Source organism: Phaeovulum sp. W22_SRMD_FR3 (assembly GCF_052113705.1).
Lineage (GTDB): Bacteria > Pseudomonadota > Alphaproteobacteria > Rhodobacterales > Rhodobacteraceae > JBGQOG01.
On the sequence record NZ_JBGQOG010000008.1, the window covers coordinates 44,386 to 60,257 of the forward strand.

The window sequence follows — 15,872 nt, forward strand, 5'->3', positions numbered from 1 at the left end:
AGGCTGGGTTGGCATCACAAAAAACGGCAACAAGGGAGAGAGAAAATGACACTGAAGGGGATATTCCTGGGCACAGCCTGCCCGCTGATCATCGGGCTGCTGCCCGGCGGCGTCGCCGCACAGGACGCGGCGGCCTGCATGGGCAAAGTGCCCAGCCTGAACGTGATTGCACAGGGCATGCCCGCCGTGACCGCGCTTGACGCGCATCTGGCGGCGTTCAACGCCAAATGGGGCACCGAAGTCAAAATCACCCTGCTGGGGGAGAACGAACGCCGCTCCAAAGCCCGTCTGGACGCCTCGACCGGCGCCGGTGCCTATCAGGTGCTGTATATCGACGAGGCCAACCTGGCGGAATATGCGACCGCAGGCTGGGTCTATCCCTTGGCCGATGTGGTGCCCGCGGACTATGACCTCGCGGATTTCCGCGTCGATCTGGCCAATGTGGCCACCTATAATGGCGTGCAATATTTCGCACCCTTTGTTGGCGGTGGCGATGTGATGATGTATCGCACAGACATCCTGGAGGCCAAGGGCATTGCCGTGCCCAAAACGCTCGATGAGCTGGTCGCGGCGATCAAGGCCACCAATGACCCGGACAACAAGGTTTACGGCTGGGCGGCGCGCGGTCAGCGCGGCTCGGGTATGAATGTCTGGCGCTGGACGCCGTTTTTCCGCGCGATGGGCGGTGAATGGCTGAATGACGATGGCACCCCGGCTTTCGCCTCGGACGCGGCGGTGAAGGCCACGGAACTTTACATGGATCTGATGCAATATGCCCCGCCGGGCGTGGGCACTTTCAACTGGTCGGATTCAGTTGAGGCCTTCCGGGGTGGTCAGCTGGCCTTCTTGATTGAATCCGATGTGTTCGGCCCCTGGATGGAAGACCCGACCAAATCCTCGGTGGTGGGCAAAGTCGGCTATGCGCCGCCGCCCGAGCCGCTGCGCTCCGCAGGCTGGGGTCATGGCTGGGCGGTGTCGACGGTCGGCGCCAAGGATGATTGCACCAAACAGGTGGCGGGTGATTTCGTTGGCTGGGCCACCTCCAAAGAGATGGAAGCTTCGCGTCTGGCCGAAGGTATCTCGTCGGACATCGGCCGGGTCTCAAGCCTGCAAAGCGATGCGTACAAACAGGCAGTGCCTGCAGCCTATATTCAGGCGCTTTTGGACACGGGCCCGAAAACCAGCCTGCTGATCATGGCGAACCCCGCCTGGCCGGAGATTGGCGACAATCTGGGCCTTGCGCTGGAAGAGCTGTTCACCGGCACCAAAACCGACATCAAAGCGACGCTGGATCAGGTTGCCTTTGACGCCGAAGACAGCCTGGCTGCGGTGAAGTGACCCCAATGCCCGCCGGAAGCACCCTCCGGCGGGACCCTCATAGCCGGAAATGACCATGACCCGAAATCGCTTTGTTTTCTGGACTCTGGCGCCTGCGACACTGGTGCTGGCCTGCCTTGCCCTCGTCTCGACCGCGGGCGCGGTCTGGCTGGCGCTGATGAACCGCACGTTGCGCCACACGGATGCTGATTTTGTCGGGCTCTATAACTTCGCCCGGCTGCTGCGCGATCAGCGCTTTCTCAACGCGCTGCAGATCTCGGCGCTGTGGGAAGTGATCACGGTGACCGGCGCACTCGTCCTTGCGATGGGCATGGCGGTGGTGGTGCATGAGACAGTGCACAGGCCCTTGTGGCGAAATCTGATCTGCTTTGCCTTTCTGGCGCCGGTGCTGTTGCCGCGCGTTGCCGCCGCCTTTATCTGGCGTTTTCTCTATTCGCCGTCGTTGGGTCTGGTGAATTATCTGGCCGGGCTGTTGGGCTTTGGCCCGATCGAATTCCTCGCCGATCCCTCGATCGCCCTTGTGGCGGTGGCAGTCGTCGACATCTGGCAATGGGGATTGTTCTTCACCGTGATCTTGGTGAAGCTGCTCGAAACCCTGCCCCGCGCGCCGGTCGAGGCCGCCATGCTCGATAATGCACGGACCTGGGAGATCCATGCCTACATCACCCTGCCGATGCTGAAGGCACCGATCATCAGCCTCGCGCTTGTCAAGGCGGTGGAATCGCTCCGATCCTTTGATCTGATCTTTGTGATGACAGGGGGAGGCCCCGGCACAGCCACCGAAACCCTGGATCTTTATGCCTATCAGGTGGGCATCAACATGGGCGGCAAGATCTCATATGCCTCGGCCATGTCCATCCTTTTGCTGATCATCACAACGGTCGCCTTCACCATCATCTGGCGCGCGGGGAAAAAATGGGCTCGGTAATCTCAAAATCTCTAGGCCGCATCCTGTTGGCTCTGCTGGTCTTTCTCGCACTGTCACCGATTTTATGGACACTTCTCGGCGCCTTCAAACAGCTGCGTGACATCGTCACCCCGGTGCCCAAGCTGATCTTTGTGCCGACGCTGGAGAATTTCGCCACCATCCTGGGAAATCCTATCATCCGCGATGGCCTGCTCAATTCGGTCACCGTTGTCGGGGTGGCGGTTCTGGTGGGCGCGGCGCTCGGGATTCCGGCGGCGCATACTTTGGCGCGCTATGCCCGCAAATGGGGCGACGACATGCAGTTCTTCGTGCTCTCCATGCGGTTCATGCCGCCGGTGGCCATCGCGATCCCCTTCATCGTCATCTATCTCGACCTTGGCATCTACGACAGTCTGTTCGGCCTGATCCTCGTCTATCTGGTCACCACCATCTCGACGGTGATCTGGCTCTCGGTCCCTGCCTTTGAGCGTGTCCCGCGCGAGATCGAGGAGGCCGCCGCGATGGAGGGCTGCTCGGAATGGGAGATTTTCCGGCGGTTCTCGCTGCCGATTGCCGCCCCCTCGCTGTTTGGAGCGCTGGTCTTCACCTTCGTGCTGGTCTGGAACGAACTTCTGCTCGCGCTGACGCTGGCGGCCAAGAACGCAACGCTTCCCGTGGTGGCCGCCTCCATCACCTCGCTTGGCAAAGAGGTGCCATGGGGCGTCATCAATGCGGCAACCGTGGTTCTGGTGCTGCCGCCCCTCGTCTTTATCGGCCTTCTGATGGGCATGATCAATTCCATGGTCCGCAGCGGATCGAACTAGGAAAATCCTATGGCAAATATCAACTGCACCGGCATCACCAAAAGCTACGGTGGCCATCTCGTGATCGAAGGGCTGAACCTCGAGATCCCTGACCATGAGTTCGTTGTTTTTCTGGGGCCCTCCGGCTGCGGAAAATCCACCATGCTGCGGATGATCGCCGGGCTGGAGGAGCTGACCGCCGGGCAAGTAACCATTGGCGGCACTGATGTCACCCATCTGCCGCCCGGTCAGCGCGGGGTCGCGATGGTGTTTCAAAGCTACGCGCTCTATCCGCATATGTCGGTGGCCGACAATATCACGTTCGGGCTGCGCCGGCTCGGCGTCGACAAGGCCGATATCGCGCAGCGCATGGCGCATGTGGCGCAGCTTCTGGGGCTGGAGGCGCTGCTGGAGCGCAAGCCCAAGAACCTGTCGGGCGGGCAGCAGCAGCGCGTCGCGATGGCCCGCGCGATGATCAAGACACCAAAGGTGTTCTTGTTTGATGAGCCGCTGTCTAACCTCGACGCCAAGCTGCGGGAAAAACTGCGCACCGAGATCCGCAAGATCCACCTTGCGCTGAAAACCACCACGATCTTTGTCACGCATGACCAGCTGGAGGCGATGACCATTGCCGACCGGATTGTGCTGATGCGCGCGGGCAAGGTGGAGCAGCAAGGCCGCCCGGATGAGATTTTTGACCGCCCCGCCAGCCGGTTTGTCGCGGATTTCATTGGCTCACCCGGGATGAATTTCCGCATGGGCAAGGTGTCGCGCCAAGGCGGGCTGTGGGCCGAAGCGGGCTCGGTCCGGCTGGCACTCGACGCCGTGCTTTTTGGCCATCTGGCCGAGGGACAAGCGCTTGAGCTGGGGCTGCGTCCGGCCCGGATGGAACTGGCCAGTGCCGGTACGCTGAATGCGATCAGGGGCCGCGTGGTGCTGGTTGAGAATATGGGCGCCGAGGGGCAGGTGATCGTTGAGGTCGACGGCACGGATATGTCCTTTGTGACCAAGGAGTTCCGTGGCATCGCGCCGGGGGATGAGGTGCATTTCGCCATCCGGCCCGAACATATCCACGCCTTCGATCCCACCACCGGCATCTCACTGCGGCAAGAAGGAGCCGAGGCATGATCCATTTTGAAAACACCCGCTATGCCGCCAAAATGGCCCGGATCCGTGCGGGAAGTTATGCCAGAGGCGACTTTATTCTGGCCGATGCCAAAGACGCCAATCTGTCGGGCGGCATCCATGCCGCCGGGCTGACGCGAAATCCGCAGGGCGTGCCGGGCAGGCCCCGCAGCCGCACGGAATTCCTGGCGCAGATGCGCGGTCTGATCGTGCAGGACAAGATCGACATCATGCTCGGTTCTGCCGCCAACATCGAGGCCCTCGCCGAAGCCGGTGCTTTTGACACCAGCCCGGTCGCCGCCGCCTTTCGCGGGAATGAGGCCACGGACATGTGGGGCGGCATTCGGGGTGGCAGGTACCGCGCAACGGCTTCGCTCCCCCATCGCGGTGCCGATCTTGCGCGCGCACCGGCGGCGCTCTGTCTCTATTCCATCACCTTCAACAATGATGCCGCCGCCGATGCACGCACGCTGGAGGCCTATGCCGCCTTTCGCGCCGATGCCGAAAAGGCGGATGTCACGCATTTTCTGGAGGTGTTCAATCCCAACCTCGACACTGGCTTTTCCACTACCGAAACCGGCGCTTACGTCACCGATTGCATCTGCCGCGCCTTGGGGAGTCTGACCCGCGCCGAGCGGCCGGCGTTTCTGAAAGTCGCCTATAACGGGCCCGGGGCGCTGGAGGAACTCGCCGCGCATGACCCGTCGGTCATTGTCGGCATCCTCGGCGGCGGCGGCGGCACCCACCGCGACACATTCGAATTGGTGGTGCAGGCCGAGCGCCATGGGGCACGGCTGGCGCTTTTTGGCCGCAAAATCAACATGGCCGAAGATCAGCCAACCTTCATCACCTGGCTGCGCCGGGTGGCGGATGGTGAGGTTGACGCCGCAGAGGCGGTGCGCGGCTATCACGCCGATCTCGGCACGCTCGGCCTGCGCCCGGATCGTGGGTTGGACATTGACGCGACAATCACCGAAGATGTGCTCCGCCATGCGGCCCACTAACCTTGCACCGGAAGCCATATGACCCGCGTCAACCATCCGTCGAACCGAAACGTGGCCGAGGTTGCCTGGCTTTATTACATCAAAGAGATGACGCAGGGCGAGATTGCCAAGGCTTTGGGTTTGTCGCGGCCCACGGTGATCAGCTATCTGCGTCTGGCCCGCGAACGCCAGATCGTCTGCGTCAAGATCGCGGGCGAGCATTTCCGCCTGAATGCGGCCGCCGATGCGCTGAAGGAAAAATACGCCCTGCAAAGCGTGCAGGTTGTGCCGAATGACGGGCTGACAGGAACCGCGCTGGCGCGGGTGGTCTGCGAGGCTGCGGCGCAATTTCTGCCGGATTTCGTCGAGCCGGGCGATCAGCTGGGGGTTTCCTGGGGGCAGACGGTGTGGTTCGTTTCCGAGAGTGTGCCCTATTGGCCCGTGGCGGATCTGACGGTGCGTCAGCTGATCGGATCCATGGCCAACCCATTGCTGCCGACATCGGAAAGCTGCTCAACCGAGATTGCGCGACGGCTCTCGGCGGCCTGTGTCAATCTCAACGCACCTGCGGTCTGCACCACGGCCAGCCTGGCGGGCGTATTGCGTGCCGAACCGATCATTGCCGAACAATTGGCCAATCTGGTGCTGTGCAATAAAGCGATCTATTCACTGAGCCCCTGCACCCCCGACACGCATGTGGTGCAGTTCAAGATCGCAACCGAAGCCGAAATCAGCGATTACGTCAAACGCGGTGCCATCGGCATCATCGCCGGACGCTTCATCGACCCCGAAGGCGCTCCGGTTCTGGGACCGTTGGATGATCGGCTGATCGGCGCGGATCACGCCACATTGGCGGCGATGAATGGGCTTTTGGTGGTCAGCGGCCTGCACAAAGCCGAAGCGACAATTGCGGGTCTGCGGGGCGGCTATGCCAATCACCTGATCGTTGATCTGGAACTGGCAGAGGTCTTGCTCGCCGCACCGGTCTGAACGGGAGCGGTTTCGGGTTCTCGCTACGGCCACGGGAATAGCCGCGCAATTCCGCGATGCGGGTCCCGTGGTGCAGCCGGACGGATCATCCGCGCCCGGCTGCACCAAAGAGCCTGCCTCCCGGGATCAAAGACCCGGCGACACTTTCCAGTCGCGCAGCTTGTAGACCGTGCCCGGACGCGCGAAGGGCGTGTCTGATTTCTCGCGCAAGCGCCGCTTGAACGAATGGATCGGGGTCGCGCGGTCATCGATGCGCACCTCGACGACCGAGGGTCCGTCATGGGCAAAGGCGCGGTCCAGGGCCGGACCGATCTCATCGGGCTTTTCGACGTAGATCCCCAGCAACCCCAGCGCCGACGCCGCCCCGGCATAGCCCGGCACCACGCTTTGGCTTTCCAGATCTACCGATTGGACGTTGTTGAAATACAGCTCCTGCCACAGCTGAATCCAGCCCAGTTTGCCGTTGTTGATCACGACATTCACCACCTTCTGGCCGTATTGCGCCTGCGTGGCCAATTCACCAATCGTATAGGAAAAAGCGCCATCGCCCGCCACGGTGACAATGCGCGCCGCGGGCCGTACCGCCGCCGCACCAATCGCCCCCGGCACCGCATAGCCCAGCCCCCCCTGCCCGCGGGCAAACAGAAACTGGCGGCCGGTCTTTCTGGCGGGAATATATCCCGAAATCCACCCCGCCGAGAAGGAGGCATCCGAAACCACGATGTCATCCTCGCCCAGACGCTTGGCAATCTCGGCCATAACCCGGGGTGGCTGGATCGGCATCCGGTCCGAGGCAATCTCGGCGGCTTTCTCCGCCTCGCATTGGCCCTTCACCTCGGCAATCCGGGCGCGCCAGTCCGCATGCGCAGGGATCGTCGCCAGCGCGGCATCCAGCGCCGCAATCGTCTCGCGCACGTCGCCCATCAGCGCCGCGGTCGGGCGGAAGGTGCGTCCATGCTCCAACGGATCGAAGTCGATGGTGATCGTCGCCTGTTCCGCCAAGGGAAGGGACCAGTTCATGCCGGTGTTCTGGCTGACCTTGGAGCCGCACCAGATCACCAGATCCGCCTCTTTGATCAGGTCAATCGCCGCCTTGGACCCCAGCGGATTCAGCACGCCCGCGGCATAGTCGCGGGTCTCGGGCACCGAGCCCTTGCCCGAGAGGCTAGTCACCACCAGCCCGTCCAGCCGGTCCGCAAAAGCGGTGACCTGATCGGCCGCGTCAGAGCCATGCACGCCGCCGCCACAGACCAGCGCCGGGCGCCTGGCCTGTTTGATCAGCGCCGCCGCTGCGGCAATTTCCCCGGCAGGTGCGCAGCTGCGCATATAGGGGATCTGTACCGACCGGTCATCCACCCGGATCTTGAGCAGTTCCTCATCCCATTCGGCATCGAAAATGTCATGCGGGATGATCAGCGCCACCGGGCCGGGCCGGGGGGCCGTCGCCACACGAAAGGCGGTGCGGATCAGCTCGGGCAGCGCCGCGACCGAGGGCACGAGATAGGCCTCCTTCGAGCAGGCCTTGAAGAAGCTTAGCTGGTCAAACCCCTGACTGGCGATGCCTTTCTCCTTCAGCGACAACCAGTCAAGCGGCAGCTCGCCGATGATCCCGATCATCGGAATCGAGGCATTCAGCGCCTCAAGGAACCCCGCCGGCAGCAGGTTTGCCCCCGGCCCCACGGTCACATCACAAATCCCCGGCTTGCCGGTCAGCCGCGCATAGGCATCGGCGGCATAGGCGGCATTGCGTTCGTCACGCATGAGAATATGGCGAATGCGATCATTGCGGCGCGAGATGCCGTCATGCAGCGCCGTGGTCTGACCACCAGGCATCCCGTAGACATATTCAACGCCGTATTGCGCCAACATTTCGGCAATGAGGTCTCCGATATGAGCCATGATATTTCCTTTCATTGGCATAAGGGATCCGCGCCACGGCAAGGCACCGTGACCGGAAATCGCGAAAAAGAGTGAACGTTGAAGGGCCTAGCGCATGGCAGGGCTGGCCCGGCTTCGGAGGGCCTGCTGATGCATCAGCGGGCGCAACGCGGCATGGGTTTCAAGATAGATCTCCATTTGCGCGCGGAACCGCGCGTGGCGGATGGGGTCGGGTTGTATCTCGGACCGGATCCGCACCATCGCATCAGCGGCCGCCTTGAGCGAAGGATGCAGCCCCGCCCCGACGGCGGCGGTGATCGCCGCGCCAAAGGCCGTCGCTTCGCCGATTTCGGGAATGCGCAGTGACACGCCCGTCGCATCTGCATGCATCTGCGCCCAGAAGGGCGACCGCAGCACCCCCCCGGCCAGCGTCATCGCCCGCACCTTTTGCCCGGACGCCTGCAACCGCCCCAGTATGTTCGCGGTGCCAAGCGCCACGGATTCCATCAGCGCCCGCGTGACATCGGCGCGCGCATGTTTCAGCGTCAGACCCCAGATCGCGCCCTGCAGGTCGTAATCGGTGAAAGGGTTGCGGTTGCCCTGCCAGAAATCCAGCACCACCAGACCATTGGCACCGGGCGGCGCCGCTTCGGCCTCGGCGAGCATCGCGTCATAGCCATTCGCCCCCCCGTGCAACAGATCATGCCACCAGCGCAAGATCGCCCCGGAGGACACCTGCCCGCCCTCCATCACAAAGCTGCCTTGGGTGACGCAATCGGGATGCGGGCCAAACAGCCCCTCGATCTCGATGTCCTCGGCCACCACCGGCAGCACCAGATGCGAGGTGCCGGTGATCAACGCCGTCTCGCCCGGGCGCAGGGTGTTCAGCCCGACCATCGCCACATAGGCATCGGTGCCCCCCGCCACGACCAGCGTCTGCGGGCTGAGCCCCATCGCTTCGGCCGCCTGCGCAGTGATCGCGCCGATCGGATCGCCAAGGGCGGGCATCCAGACCGGAAAGCGCTCACAAATCCCCTCCAGCCCGATGCCGTCGAGAAAGTCCACCGGCCAACCGCCGTCGCGCGGGTTGCAGAACCAGCGGTTGATCGTATGATTTTGGCCCAGCGTCAGCTGACCCGACAGGCGCAGCGCGATGAAATCGGTCATCTCCACAAACCAGCGGGTGTCGGCATAGGCTTCGGGCGCATTGTCCTTGAGCCAGAGGATCTTGGGCAGCGCGGTTTCCGCCGAGACCCCCGCGCGCGAGCGGCGCAGGACAGGGTGGCCGCTCGCCTCGATCCGGTGCGCCTGTGGCGAGGCGCGGTTGTCCATCCACAAGATCGCCGGCCCGACCGGATCCTGTGCCGCGTCCAGCGCCACGAGGGTGCTGGAGGTACCGCCCGCGCAGATCGCGGCAATCCGGGCGGGATCGACCCCCGCCGCGGCAATGGCACCGCCCACGGCCGCGCAGGCCGCCTGCCACCATTCGGCGGGGTTTTGCGTGGCCCAGCCCGGGTGCGGGTACTCGGTGGGATAGGTGCTGTCGGCCATGCCCAGCACCTGCCCCCGCGCGTCGCAGATCAGCGCCCGCGCACCGCCGGTGCCGCAATCAAGTCCGATGCTCAGATCTTTGCGTTGTCCGGCCATGTCAGTGCTCCGTCCTGCGTGTGCCGGGGTGGCGCGCGGCAAATGTGGCCACGATCAGCCCCGTCAGCAGCAGCCCACCCTGAATAATCTGACGTTGAAAGTCCGGCAGGCCCAGCAAGGTGGTGCCACTGAACAGAACGCCGATGAACAGGGTCGCGGTCAGCGTACCCAGGATGTTGGGCTTGCCCACCCGCACCATCATGCCGCCCAGCAACACCACGGTCAGCCCATTGATCAGATAGGGTCCGCCGATCATCGGCTGCCCCGACGACAGGCTGGAGGCGAGCAAGATTCCGGCGAAGGCCGCGCTCAGCCCCGAGAGGGCAAACAGAATGACCGTCAGCCGCACCACCGGCACCCCGACCGACCGCACCGCGGCTTCGTTCTGCGCCATCGCATAGATATAGCGCCCGAAGGTCAGCCGCTCCTGCACAAACCAGGCCAGGGCTGCGATCACCAGCACCGGCAGCACAATCAGCGGCACCGCGCCCCCCAAGGCGGGCTGCAGCAGGGCGGAAAAGGGGCCCGGATCCGCGATACGGACCACGGTGCCCTTGCCCAAGGCCGCCGCCACCGAAGCGCAGATCCCCGCCGTTGAGATGGTGACGATCAGCGCGGGCAGCCGCATGGCGGCCACCAGCCAGCCATTGATCAGCCCGACCACGACCCCCGCCGCAAGCGACAGGGCAATCGCCCCCGGCCAGCTCCAGCCCTGCGCCAAGGCCGAGGCACAGAGCATGTTTGCCAATGCCGCCACCTGCATGAAGCTCACGTCAATCTTGCCCGAGGCAATGACCCAGGTCAGGCCCAGCACCATCACTACCATGATCGAAAATGATTTGAGCACGGTGGCGATATTGGTCGGCTCGAGCAGTTGCGGGCGCTGACTGGCAATGGCCAGCGTCACCACGATCACCGCCACAACCAGCCACAGATCGGTTGTCAGCCGGGCCAGCCTGCCCCGCCCGCGCGATGGCGGCATCGATTTCTCTTCATAGGTCATGGTCATGCCCTGCCTCCTTTGATGCTGCGCGGGGATTTACGAGGCCACAGGATGCGAAGCCCGCCCAAAAAGCCACGTGCGCTGTCCGAAAAGGCGAGAACGCCGATCAGCAGGATCAGGCTGACCACGCCATCGCTGTAGTAATAAGGCACACCCATCAGCGCGAAGCCGTCCAGCAGCATGGTGATCAGCAAGATCCCCCCGAAGCTGGCCACCACCGAGGTGCCCCCCATGATTGCCGCCCCAAGGAACACCCCCGCATAGGCGGGCATCATCAGATTGGCACCCTTGTTGGTCTCGGCCGTGCCGGATTCCGCCAGGATCAGCAGCACCGCCAGCACGGTGCACATTGCGCACAGAACATAGGCCAGAGCGACAAACCGACGGGTCGCGATGCCCGAGAAATGCGCCGCTCGGGGATTTTCGCCGGTGGCGTAAAACGCGAGACCGGTACGGGTCCGGTCGAGCACGAACCAGGCCAGTGCGTAAATCGCCACCAAAAGCCAGAGCGACACCCCAAGTCCCAAAAGCCGCGCGTCATTCAGATCGGTGATGCCACTGGTGAAGAAGTTCTGAAAGATCGAGCGCCCGCCGGTGTAGACAAAGGCAAGCCCTGCCCCCACCGACCCCAGGGCGATGGTTGTCACGATATCGGGCAGGCCAAAGCGGCTGATGGCAATGCCCGATATGGCACCGATCACCGCCCCCAGCGCCAGCCCCGCCACCACCACCAGCCACAGCGGCAGCCCGGCGGCAATCATCGCCCCCATCGACATCGCCGCAAAGGCCGCGACACCGGCGATCGAGAGATCGAATTTGCGCACGATCACCACGAAGGTCAGCCCCAGCGCTGCCAGACCATTGGCCGCCATGTGCCGGGCGATCCCATTCAGGCTGGCCGCGCTGAGAAAGCGCGGCTCGATCAGGCCAAACACCGCGCCGACGAGCAGCACAAGGACCACAAATCCAACTCCCCGCGCCGAATGACGCGTCCATTCCCGCCAGCCGCTCATCGCGCGCCCTCCCCCATGATACCCGCCATCAACAGCGCATCGCGCGTGAAAGCGCCCGATGCCGGCGCGACCTGCCGCCCTTTGTGCAGCGCGATGGTGCGGTCGGCGACGCCATGCACCTCGTCGCAATCGCTGGAGATGACGATCACCGCCGCCTCGCGCGACAGGGCGCGCATCAGGGCGTAAATCTTTGCCCGCGCGCCAATGTCGACGCCCACGGTCGGCTCGACGAAAATGTAGATATCCGCCTCGCTATAGAGCCCTTTGGCCAGCACGATCTTTTGCTGATTGCCGCCTGAAAAGCTGGCGGCGGGCGTGTTCAGATGCGGCGGATGCAGCGCAACCTGTTCGGCCAGTCGCTGCGTCTCTTGCCGCAGCCGCCGCCCGCGCAGGCTCCAGCGGCCCCCGGCTGCGCGGCGCAAATTGGCCATCGGCACGTTGAACAGCGCGTGCCGGGACAGTGCCAGCCCCTCGGTCCGCCGATCGCCCGGTACGAGGAAAATGCCCGCATCCAGCGCCGCGCGCGGTGTGCGCAGGCGGACCACCTTGCCCTGCACGCGGATCTCGCCCCGCTCGGGTGGGTCGACGCCAAAGATTGATTTGGCCAGCTCATCACAGCCCGACCCCACCAGACCAAAGATGCCCAGAATTTCCCCGCGATGGGCGCTGAAGGACACGTCTTCAAACCCCTGCGCCAGGCTCAGACCGCGCAGATCCAGCAAGGCCTCGCCCCGCGATGCCGGATCGGCCTTGGGCGGAAAGATATCGCCCATCGCCTCCCCCAGCATCAGATCCGCCAGCGACACGCCCGAGTGGCGCGCGTCGGGCACGGTCATCCGCGCCACACAGGTGCCCCCGCGAAACACCGAGAAACTGTCTGCAATTGCAAAGACTTCCTCAAGCTGATGCGTGATGTAGATGATGGCGATGCCACGGCTGCGCAGCTGGTTCATCAGCGCAAAGAGATCCTCGCGCTCGACATCGGTCAAGGTTGAGGTCGGCTCGTCCAGGATCAGCACGCGGATGCCATCGACGGCAATCGCCTGCAAGATCGCCACCGATTCCCGTTCGACCGCCGACATCTGGCCCACCTCCTGAGCGAGGTCGATGGGCACGGCAAAGCGCGCGAGCAGCGCCGAGGCGCGGGCCTCAAGCGCCGCGCGGTCGATCCGGCCGAGCAGGCCGCGCGCCATGGTCTCGCGCCCCAGAAAGATGTTCTCCAGCCCACTCATATCCGGCACCAGTTCGGGATGCTGCTGTACGGTGGCAATGCCCGCGCCAATCGCATCCTCGGGGGATCGAAAATGCACGGCGTCCCCGCCGATGGTGATCGTGCCGCTGTCCTTTTGGATCACCCCCGACAAGATCTTGATAAAGGTTGACTTTCCCGCACCATTGATCCCCAGCAGGGCATGCACCTCTCCCGGTTCAAGGTGAAAATCGACGTCGCGCAGGGCCTGAACCGGGCCAAAGCGCTTGCAGACCCCGGAGGCGGTCAGAACGGGCGTCACCATGCTTTCATCTCCTGAATTGGTTGCGGCATGAGAGGGATGCGGAGGGTGGACTGCCCCACCCCCCACCGATCAGTTACCCTGCTTCAGAGGGCGCGGACCCAGCCCAGTTTCTCGGCCTCGCCGGGGACGTCGAAATTATCCGGAATGCCGTTTTGCAGCATGTCCGGCGTGACGGCATAGGTCGGGGTGATGACCAGACGCGGCGTCTTGCGGCCGGCCAAGAGTTCATGCGCGTAGAAGACATCGAGATAGGCCATCTCATAAAAGCTCTGCGCCATCGACAGTTTCAGCGGCGTCTCGGAGGCGATGTAGTTGAAGGCCTGCGAGCCGCCGTCGATCCCGGTCAGGATCAGGTTGTTGCGCCCTGCGGCGCGTGCCGCCAGCGTGCCCTCGACCGCCGCCCCGTCCCAGGCGCACCAGACCGCATCCACATCGGGGTTCGAGGTCAGGATATTGTCCACCGCTTGCCGGGGCGACACATTGCCCGCCAGCGCAAAGGCCCATTCCGTCACCACCTCAATATCGGGGTAGCGGCGCAGCGCCCATTCCATGCCCAGCGTCCGCTGATCCCAACTTTCATTTTGCGGCAGCATCACGCGGGCGATTTTACCTTTGCCGTTCAGCGCTTTGCAGATGTATTCGCAGGAATACTGGCCCATGCCGAAATTGTTCGACATGGCGGTGGTGGAGACGTCTGCGCCCGGCACGGCGCTGTCGGCACAAAAGACCGGGATGCCTGCCGCGATCGCGCGTTGCACCGCCGGGGCAATCGCCACCGCATCGGCCGGGGTGATGAACAAAGCCTCGGGTTTTGATGCCACGAGCGAGTCGATCTGATCCGATTGCACCCGGGCGTCAAAGCCCGCGTCGGTCATCGTCAGCTCACCGCCCAGTTCTTTTACGGCGGCGTTGAAGCCGTCTTGCAGATGGCGGCCGGAATCATAGGTGGTCCACCCCAGCGCGGCGGCGAATTTACGCCCCGCAGCCTGTGCGCGCATCTCCTGAGGCCAGAGCGCGGCGCTCGCGGCCAAGGCAGCCGTGCCTGCCATGAACATGCGGCGGTTCAGCCCGTTCTGGGTCATGTCGTTGGTCATTGTCTTTCCTCCACTGTTGAACCGCCCTTTCCGGGTCGGTCTTTGTCGCCCGCCTCCCCCTCCTCCGGGGCGGTGGGCAAAGCGTTCAGCAGCGCGCAACCGCGCCTTGCCAGCGGTCGAAGGCCGCGGCGTAGCTGTCGGCATGGGCTGCCGAAGGACCGATCGCCCCGCGCAATTCGGGGCGGCGGAGCACACTGGCGAGCGGCGTATTGGTCGCCGCGATCATGCCCAGCCGCGCCGCGCCAAAGGCGGCACCCAGGGCGCTGCCGCGCGGGACATCCAGCTCGATCCCCAAAGTGGTCGCCAGCATCGAAAGCCACAGATCCGACTGCGACCCGCCGCCAATCGCCAGCAGGCGGCGCAACTCGGTGCCACTTGCGCGAAAGGCATCGGCGCATTCGCGCATCGCAAAGGCGACGCCTTCCATCACCGCCTGCGTCATCGCCGCATCATCGTGCTGATGCGCCAGGCCGACAAAGCCACCCCGCATCCGCGCATCCGAACGCGGTGACCAGCAGCCATCCAGAAAAGGCACAAAGGTCAGATCACCGGCGGCGCGCGGCGCGGTGCCCAGCTCTTGCACCAGATCCGCCGGGCTGCGTTTGAGCCGGGCCGCAAGCCATGTCAGACACGAGGTCGCCGAGAGGATGACCGACATCTGGTGCCAGCGCCCGGGCACCGCATGACAGAGGGTCTCAATCGCATGGCCGGTGGCGCGGCGTGGGCTGTCATTGGCCACAAACAACACGCCCGAGGTGCCGAGCGATACTGTGCCTTCGCCCTCCTCCGTCACCCCAGTGCCGCAGGCACCGCAGGCATTGTCGCCGCCGCCACCCGCCACCACCGGATGCCGCCGCATGCCCCAACGCGCCGCCAGCTCAGGCTGAAGCCGACCGGAGACCGCCGTGCCCTCGATCAGCTGCGGCATCTGGCGGCGGTCAAGCCCACAGGCGCCCAGCATCGGGTCGGACCAGTCGCGGGCGGCCAGATCGAGCCACATCGTGCCGCTGGCATCCGCCATATCGCTGACCTTTTCGCCGGTCAGCAGCAGGCGGATGTAATCCTTGGGCAGCAACACGCTGTGGATCGCGTCGTAGATCTGCCGCTCATGTCGCCGCAGCCACAGGATTTTGGCCGCGGTGACGCCTGGTGTCGGTTTGCGCCCGACATGGCGGATCAGATCGGGCACGCCGTCCAACAGTTCGGCGCATTCCGGCGTGCTGCGGGTGTCGTTCCACAGGATCGCCGGACGCAGAGGACGGTCGGCCGCATCAAGCACCGTCGCACCGTACATTTGACCCGAGAGCCCGATCCCCTCCACCGCCGCCAGCGCGGCGGGATGGCTGGCCGCCAAAGCGTCGAGCGTTTCGGTCACCGCCTCCCACCACAGGGCGGGGTCTTGTTCAGACCAGCCGGGATGCGCCCGCGTCACGACCAGCGGCCGCGAGGACACCTCGGCGATCAGCGCCTGCCCGGCGTCAATCAGGACAGACTTCACCCCTGAAGTTCCGAGATCTATGCCCAGAAACATCCTTCCTCCTCCCTCTGTCTCCGCCGCCTCAAGCGGATGAAATCGA

At 64.1% G+C, this 15,872-nt stretch carries 13 protein-coding genes; 6 read left to right on the top strand and 7 right to left on the bottom strand.

All coding sequences use genetic code 11. The annotated features are described in order from the left end of the window. The first annotated feature begins 45 nt into the window (after positions 1 to 45). The 6 genes from ACEN2S_RS12150 to ACEN2S_RS12175 are packed head-to-tail and all read left to right on the top strand — an operon-like array spanning position 46 to position 6,146. On the top strand, positions 46 to 1,338 hold the full coding sequence (locus ACEN2S_RS12150) for an ABC transporter substrate-binding protein (protein ID WP_441866419.1): 1,293 nt from the start codon (positions 46 to 48) through the stop codon (positions 1,336 to 1,338). Between the two features lie 55 nt (positions 1,339 to 1,393). Then, the gene (locus tag ACEN2S_RS12155; protein ID WP_441866420.1) at positions 1,394 to 2,266 is read left to right on the top strand and encodes a carbohydrate ABC transporter permease; all 873 of its coding nucleotides are present in this window, start codon (positions 1,394 to 1,396) and stop codon (positions 2,264 to 2,266) included. Continuing rightward, positions 2,254 to 3,069: a carbohydrate ABC transporter permease gene (locus ACEN2S_RS12160; RefSeq protein WP_441866421.1), complete on the top strand. Its 816-nt coding sequence runs from the start codon at positions 2,254 to 2,256 to the stop codon at positions 3,067 to 3,069. Before ACEN2S_RS12155 ends, ACEN2S_RS12160 begins: the two co-directional genes overlap by 13 nt. 9 nt (positions 3,070 to 3,078) lie before the next feature. After that, complete coding sequence (locus tag ACEN2S_RS12165) at positions 3,079 to 4,176, top strand: ABC transporter ATP-binding protein (protein ID WP_441866422.1); 1,098 nt, start codon at positions 3,079 to 3,081, stop codon at positions 4,174 to 4,176. Further along, complete coding sequence (locus tag ACEN2S_RS12170) at positions 4,173 to 5,177, top strand: hypothetical protein (RefSeq protein ID WP_441866423.1); 1,005 nt, start codon at positions 4,173 to 4,175, stop codon at positions 5,175 to 5,177. The genes ACEN2S_RS12165 and ACEN2S_RS12170 overlap by 4 nt, the downstream gene beginning before the upstream one ends. 18 nt (positions 5,178 to 5,195) lie before the next feature. Beyond that, entirely contained in the window at positions 5,196 to 6,146 is a 951-nt protein-coding gene (locus ACEN2S_RS12175) for a sugar-binding transcriptional regulator (RefSeq protein ID WP_441866424.1), read from the top strand. 126 nt (positions 6,147 to 6,272) lie between these two features. On the opposite strand, the gene ACEN2S_RS12180 is transcribed toward ACEN2S_RS12175, so the two are convergent. The 7 genes from ACEN2S_RS12180 to xylB form a co-directional block, all read right to left on the bottom strand. Then, complete coding sequence (locus ACEN2S_RS12180) at positions 6,273 to 8,045, bottom strand: thiamine pyrophosphate-binding protein (RefSeq protein WP_441866425.1); 1,773 nt, start codon at positions 8,043 to 8,045, stop codon at positions 6,273 to 6,275. An 87-nt stretch (positions 8,046 to 8,132) separates the two neighbouring features. Beyond that, positions 8,133 to 9,671, bottom strand: coding sequence for an FGGY-family carbohydrate kinase (locus tag ACEN2S_RS12185; RefSeq protein ID WP_441866426.1), 1,539 nt, complete (start codon positions 9,669 to 9,671; stop codon positions 8,133 to 8,135). Position 9,672: 1 nt separating this feature from the next. Next, positions 9,673 to 10,680, bottom strand: a complete 1,008-nt coding sequence (locus ACEN2S_RS12190; protein ID WP_441866427.1) for an ABC transporter permease — start codon at positions 10,678 to 10,680, stop codon at positions 9,673 to 9,675. Beyond that, on the bottom strand, positions 10,677 to 11,687 hold the full coding sequence (locus tag ACEN2S_RS12195) for an ABC transporter permease (RefSeq protein ID WP_441866428.1): 1,011 nt from the start codon (positions 11,685 to 11,687) through the stop codon (positions 10,677 to 10,679). Before ACEN2S_RS12195 ends, ACEN2S_RS12190 begins: the two co-directional genes overlap by 4 nt. Next, entirely contained in the window at positions 11,684 to 13,201 is a 1,518-nt protein-coding gene (locus ACEN2S_RS12200; RefSeq protein ID WP_441866429.1) for a sugar ABC transporter ATP-binding protein, read from the bottom strand. The genes ACEN2S_RS12195 and ACEN2S_RS12200 overlap by 4 nt, the downstream gene beginning before the upstream one ends. Positions 13,202 to 13,284: 83 nt before the next feature. Then, positions 13,285 to 14,295 (bottom strand): sugar ABC transporter substrate-binding protein, encoded by a 1,011-nt coding sequence (locus ACEN2S_RS12205; RefSeq protein ID WP_441866430.1) that lies wholly within the window; start codon positions 14,293 to 14,295, stop codon positions 13,285 to 13,287. 85 nt (positions 14,296 to 14,380) lie between these two features. Beyond that, positions 14,381 to 15,826, bottom strand: a complete 1,446-nt coding sequence (xylB, locus tag ACEN2S_RS12210) for a xylulokinase (RefSeq protein ID WP_441866431.1) — start codon at positions 15,824 to 15,826, stop codon at positions 14,381 to 14,383. Between the last annotated feature and the right edge of the window lie 46 nt (positions 15,827 to 15,872).

What these genes read in the sequence shown, in the direction of transcription:
- ACEN2S_RS12150 (WP_441866419.1), top strand. Translation starts at nt 46, where the DNA reads ATGACACTGAAGGGGATATTCCTGGGCACAGCCTGCCCGCTGATCATC.
- ACEN2S_RS12155 (WP_441866420.1), top strand. Translation starts at nt 1,394, where the DNA reads ATGACCCGAAATCGCTTTGTTTTCTGGACTCTGGCGCCTGCGACACTG.
- ACEN2S_RS12160 (WP_441866421.1), top strand. Translation starts at nt 2,254, where the DNA reads ATGGGCTCGGTAATCTCAAAATCTCTAGGCCGCATCCTGTTGGCTCTG.
- ACEN2S_RS12165 (WP_441866422.1), top strand. Translation starts at nt 3,079, where the DNA reads ATGGCAAATATCAACTGCACCGGCATCACCAAAAGCTACGGTGGCCAT.
- ACEN2S_RS12170 (WP_441866423.1), top strand. Translation starts at nt 4,173, where the DNA reads ATGATCCATTTTGAAAACACCCGCTATGCCGCCAAAATGGCCCGGATC.
- ACEN2S_RS12175 (WP_441866424.1), top strand. Translation starts at nt 5,196, where the DNA reads ATGACCCGCGTCAACCATCCGTCGAACCGAAACGTGGCCGAGGTTGCC.
- ACEN2S_RS12180 (WP_441866425.1), bottom strand. Translation starts at nt 8,045, where the DNA reads ATGGCTCATATCGGAGACCTCATTGCCGAAATGTTGGCGCAATACGGC.
- ACEN2S_RS12185 (WP_441866426.1), bottom strand. Translation starts at nt 9,671, where the DNA reads ATGGCCGGACAACGCAAAGATCTGAGCATCGGACTTGATTGCGGCACC.
- ACEN2S_RS12190 (WP_441866427.1), bottom strand. Translation starts at nt 10,680, where the DNA reads ATGACCATGACCTATGAAGAGAAATCGATGCCGCCATCGCGCGGGCGG.
- ACEN2S_RS12195 (WP_441866428.1), bottom strand. Translation starts at nt 11,687, where the DNA reads ATGAGCGGCTGGCGGGAATGGACGCGTCATTCGGCGCGGGGAGTTGGA.
- ACEN2S_RS12200 (WP_441866429.1), bottom strand. Translation starts at nt 13,201, where the DNA reads ATGGTGACGCCCGTTCTGACCGCCTCCGGGGTCTGCAAGCGCTTTGGC.
- ACEN2S_RS12205 (WP_441866430.1), bottom strand. Translation starts at nt 14,295, where the DNA reads ATGACCAACGACATGACCCAGAACGGGCTGAACCGCCGCATGTTCATG.
- xylB (WP_441866431.1), bottom strand. Translation starts at nt 15,826, where the DNA reads ATGTTTCTGGGCATAGATCTCGGAACTTCAGGGGTGAAGTCTGTCCTG.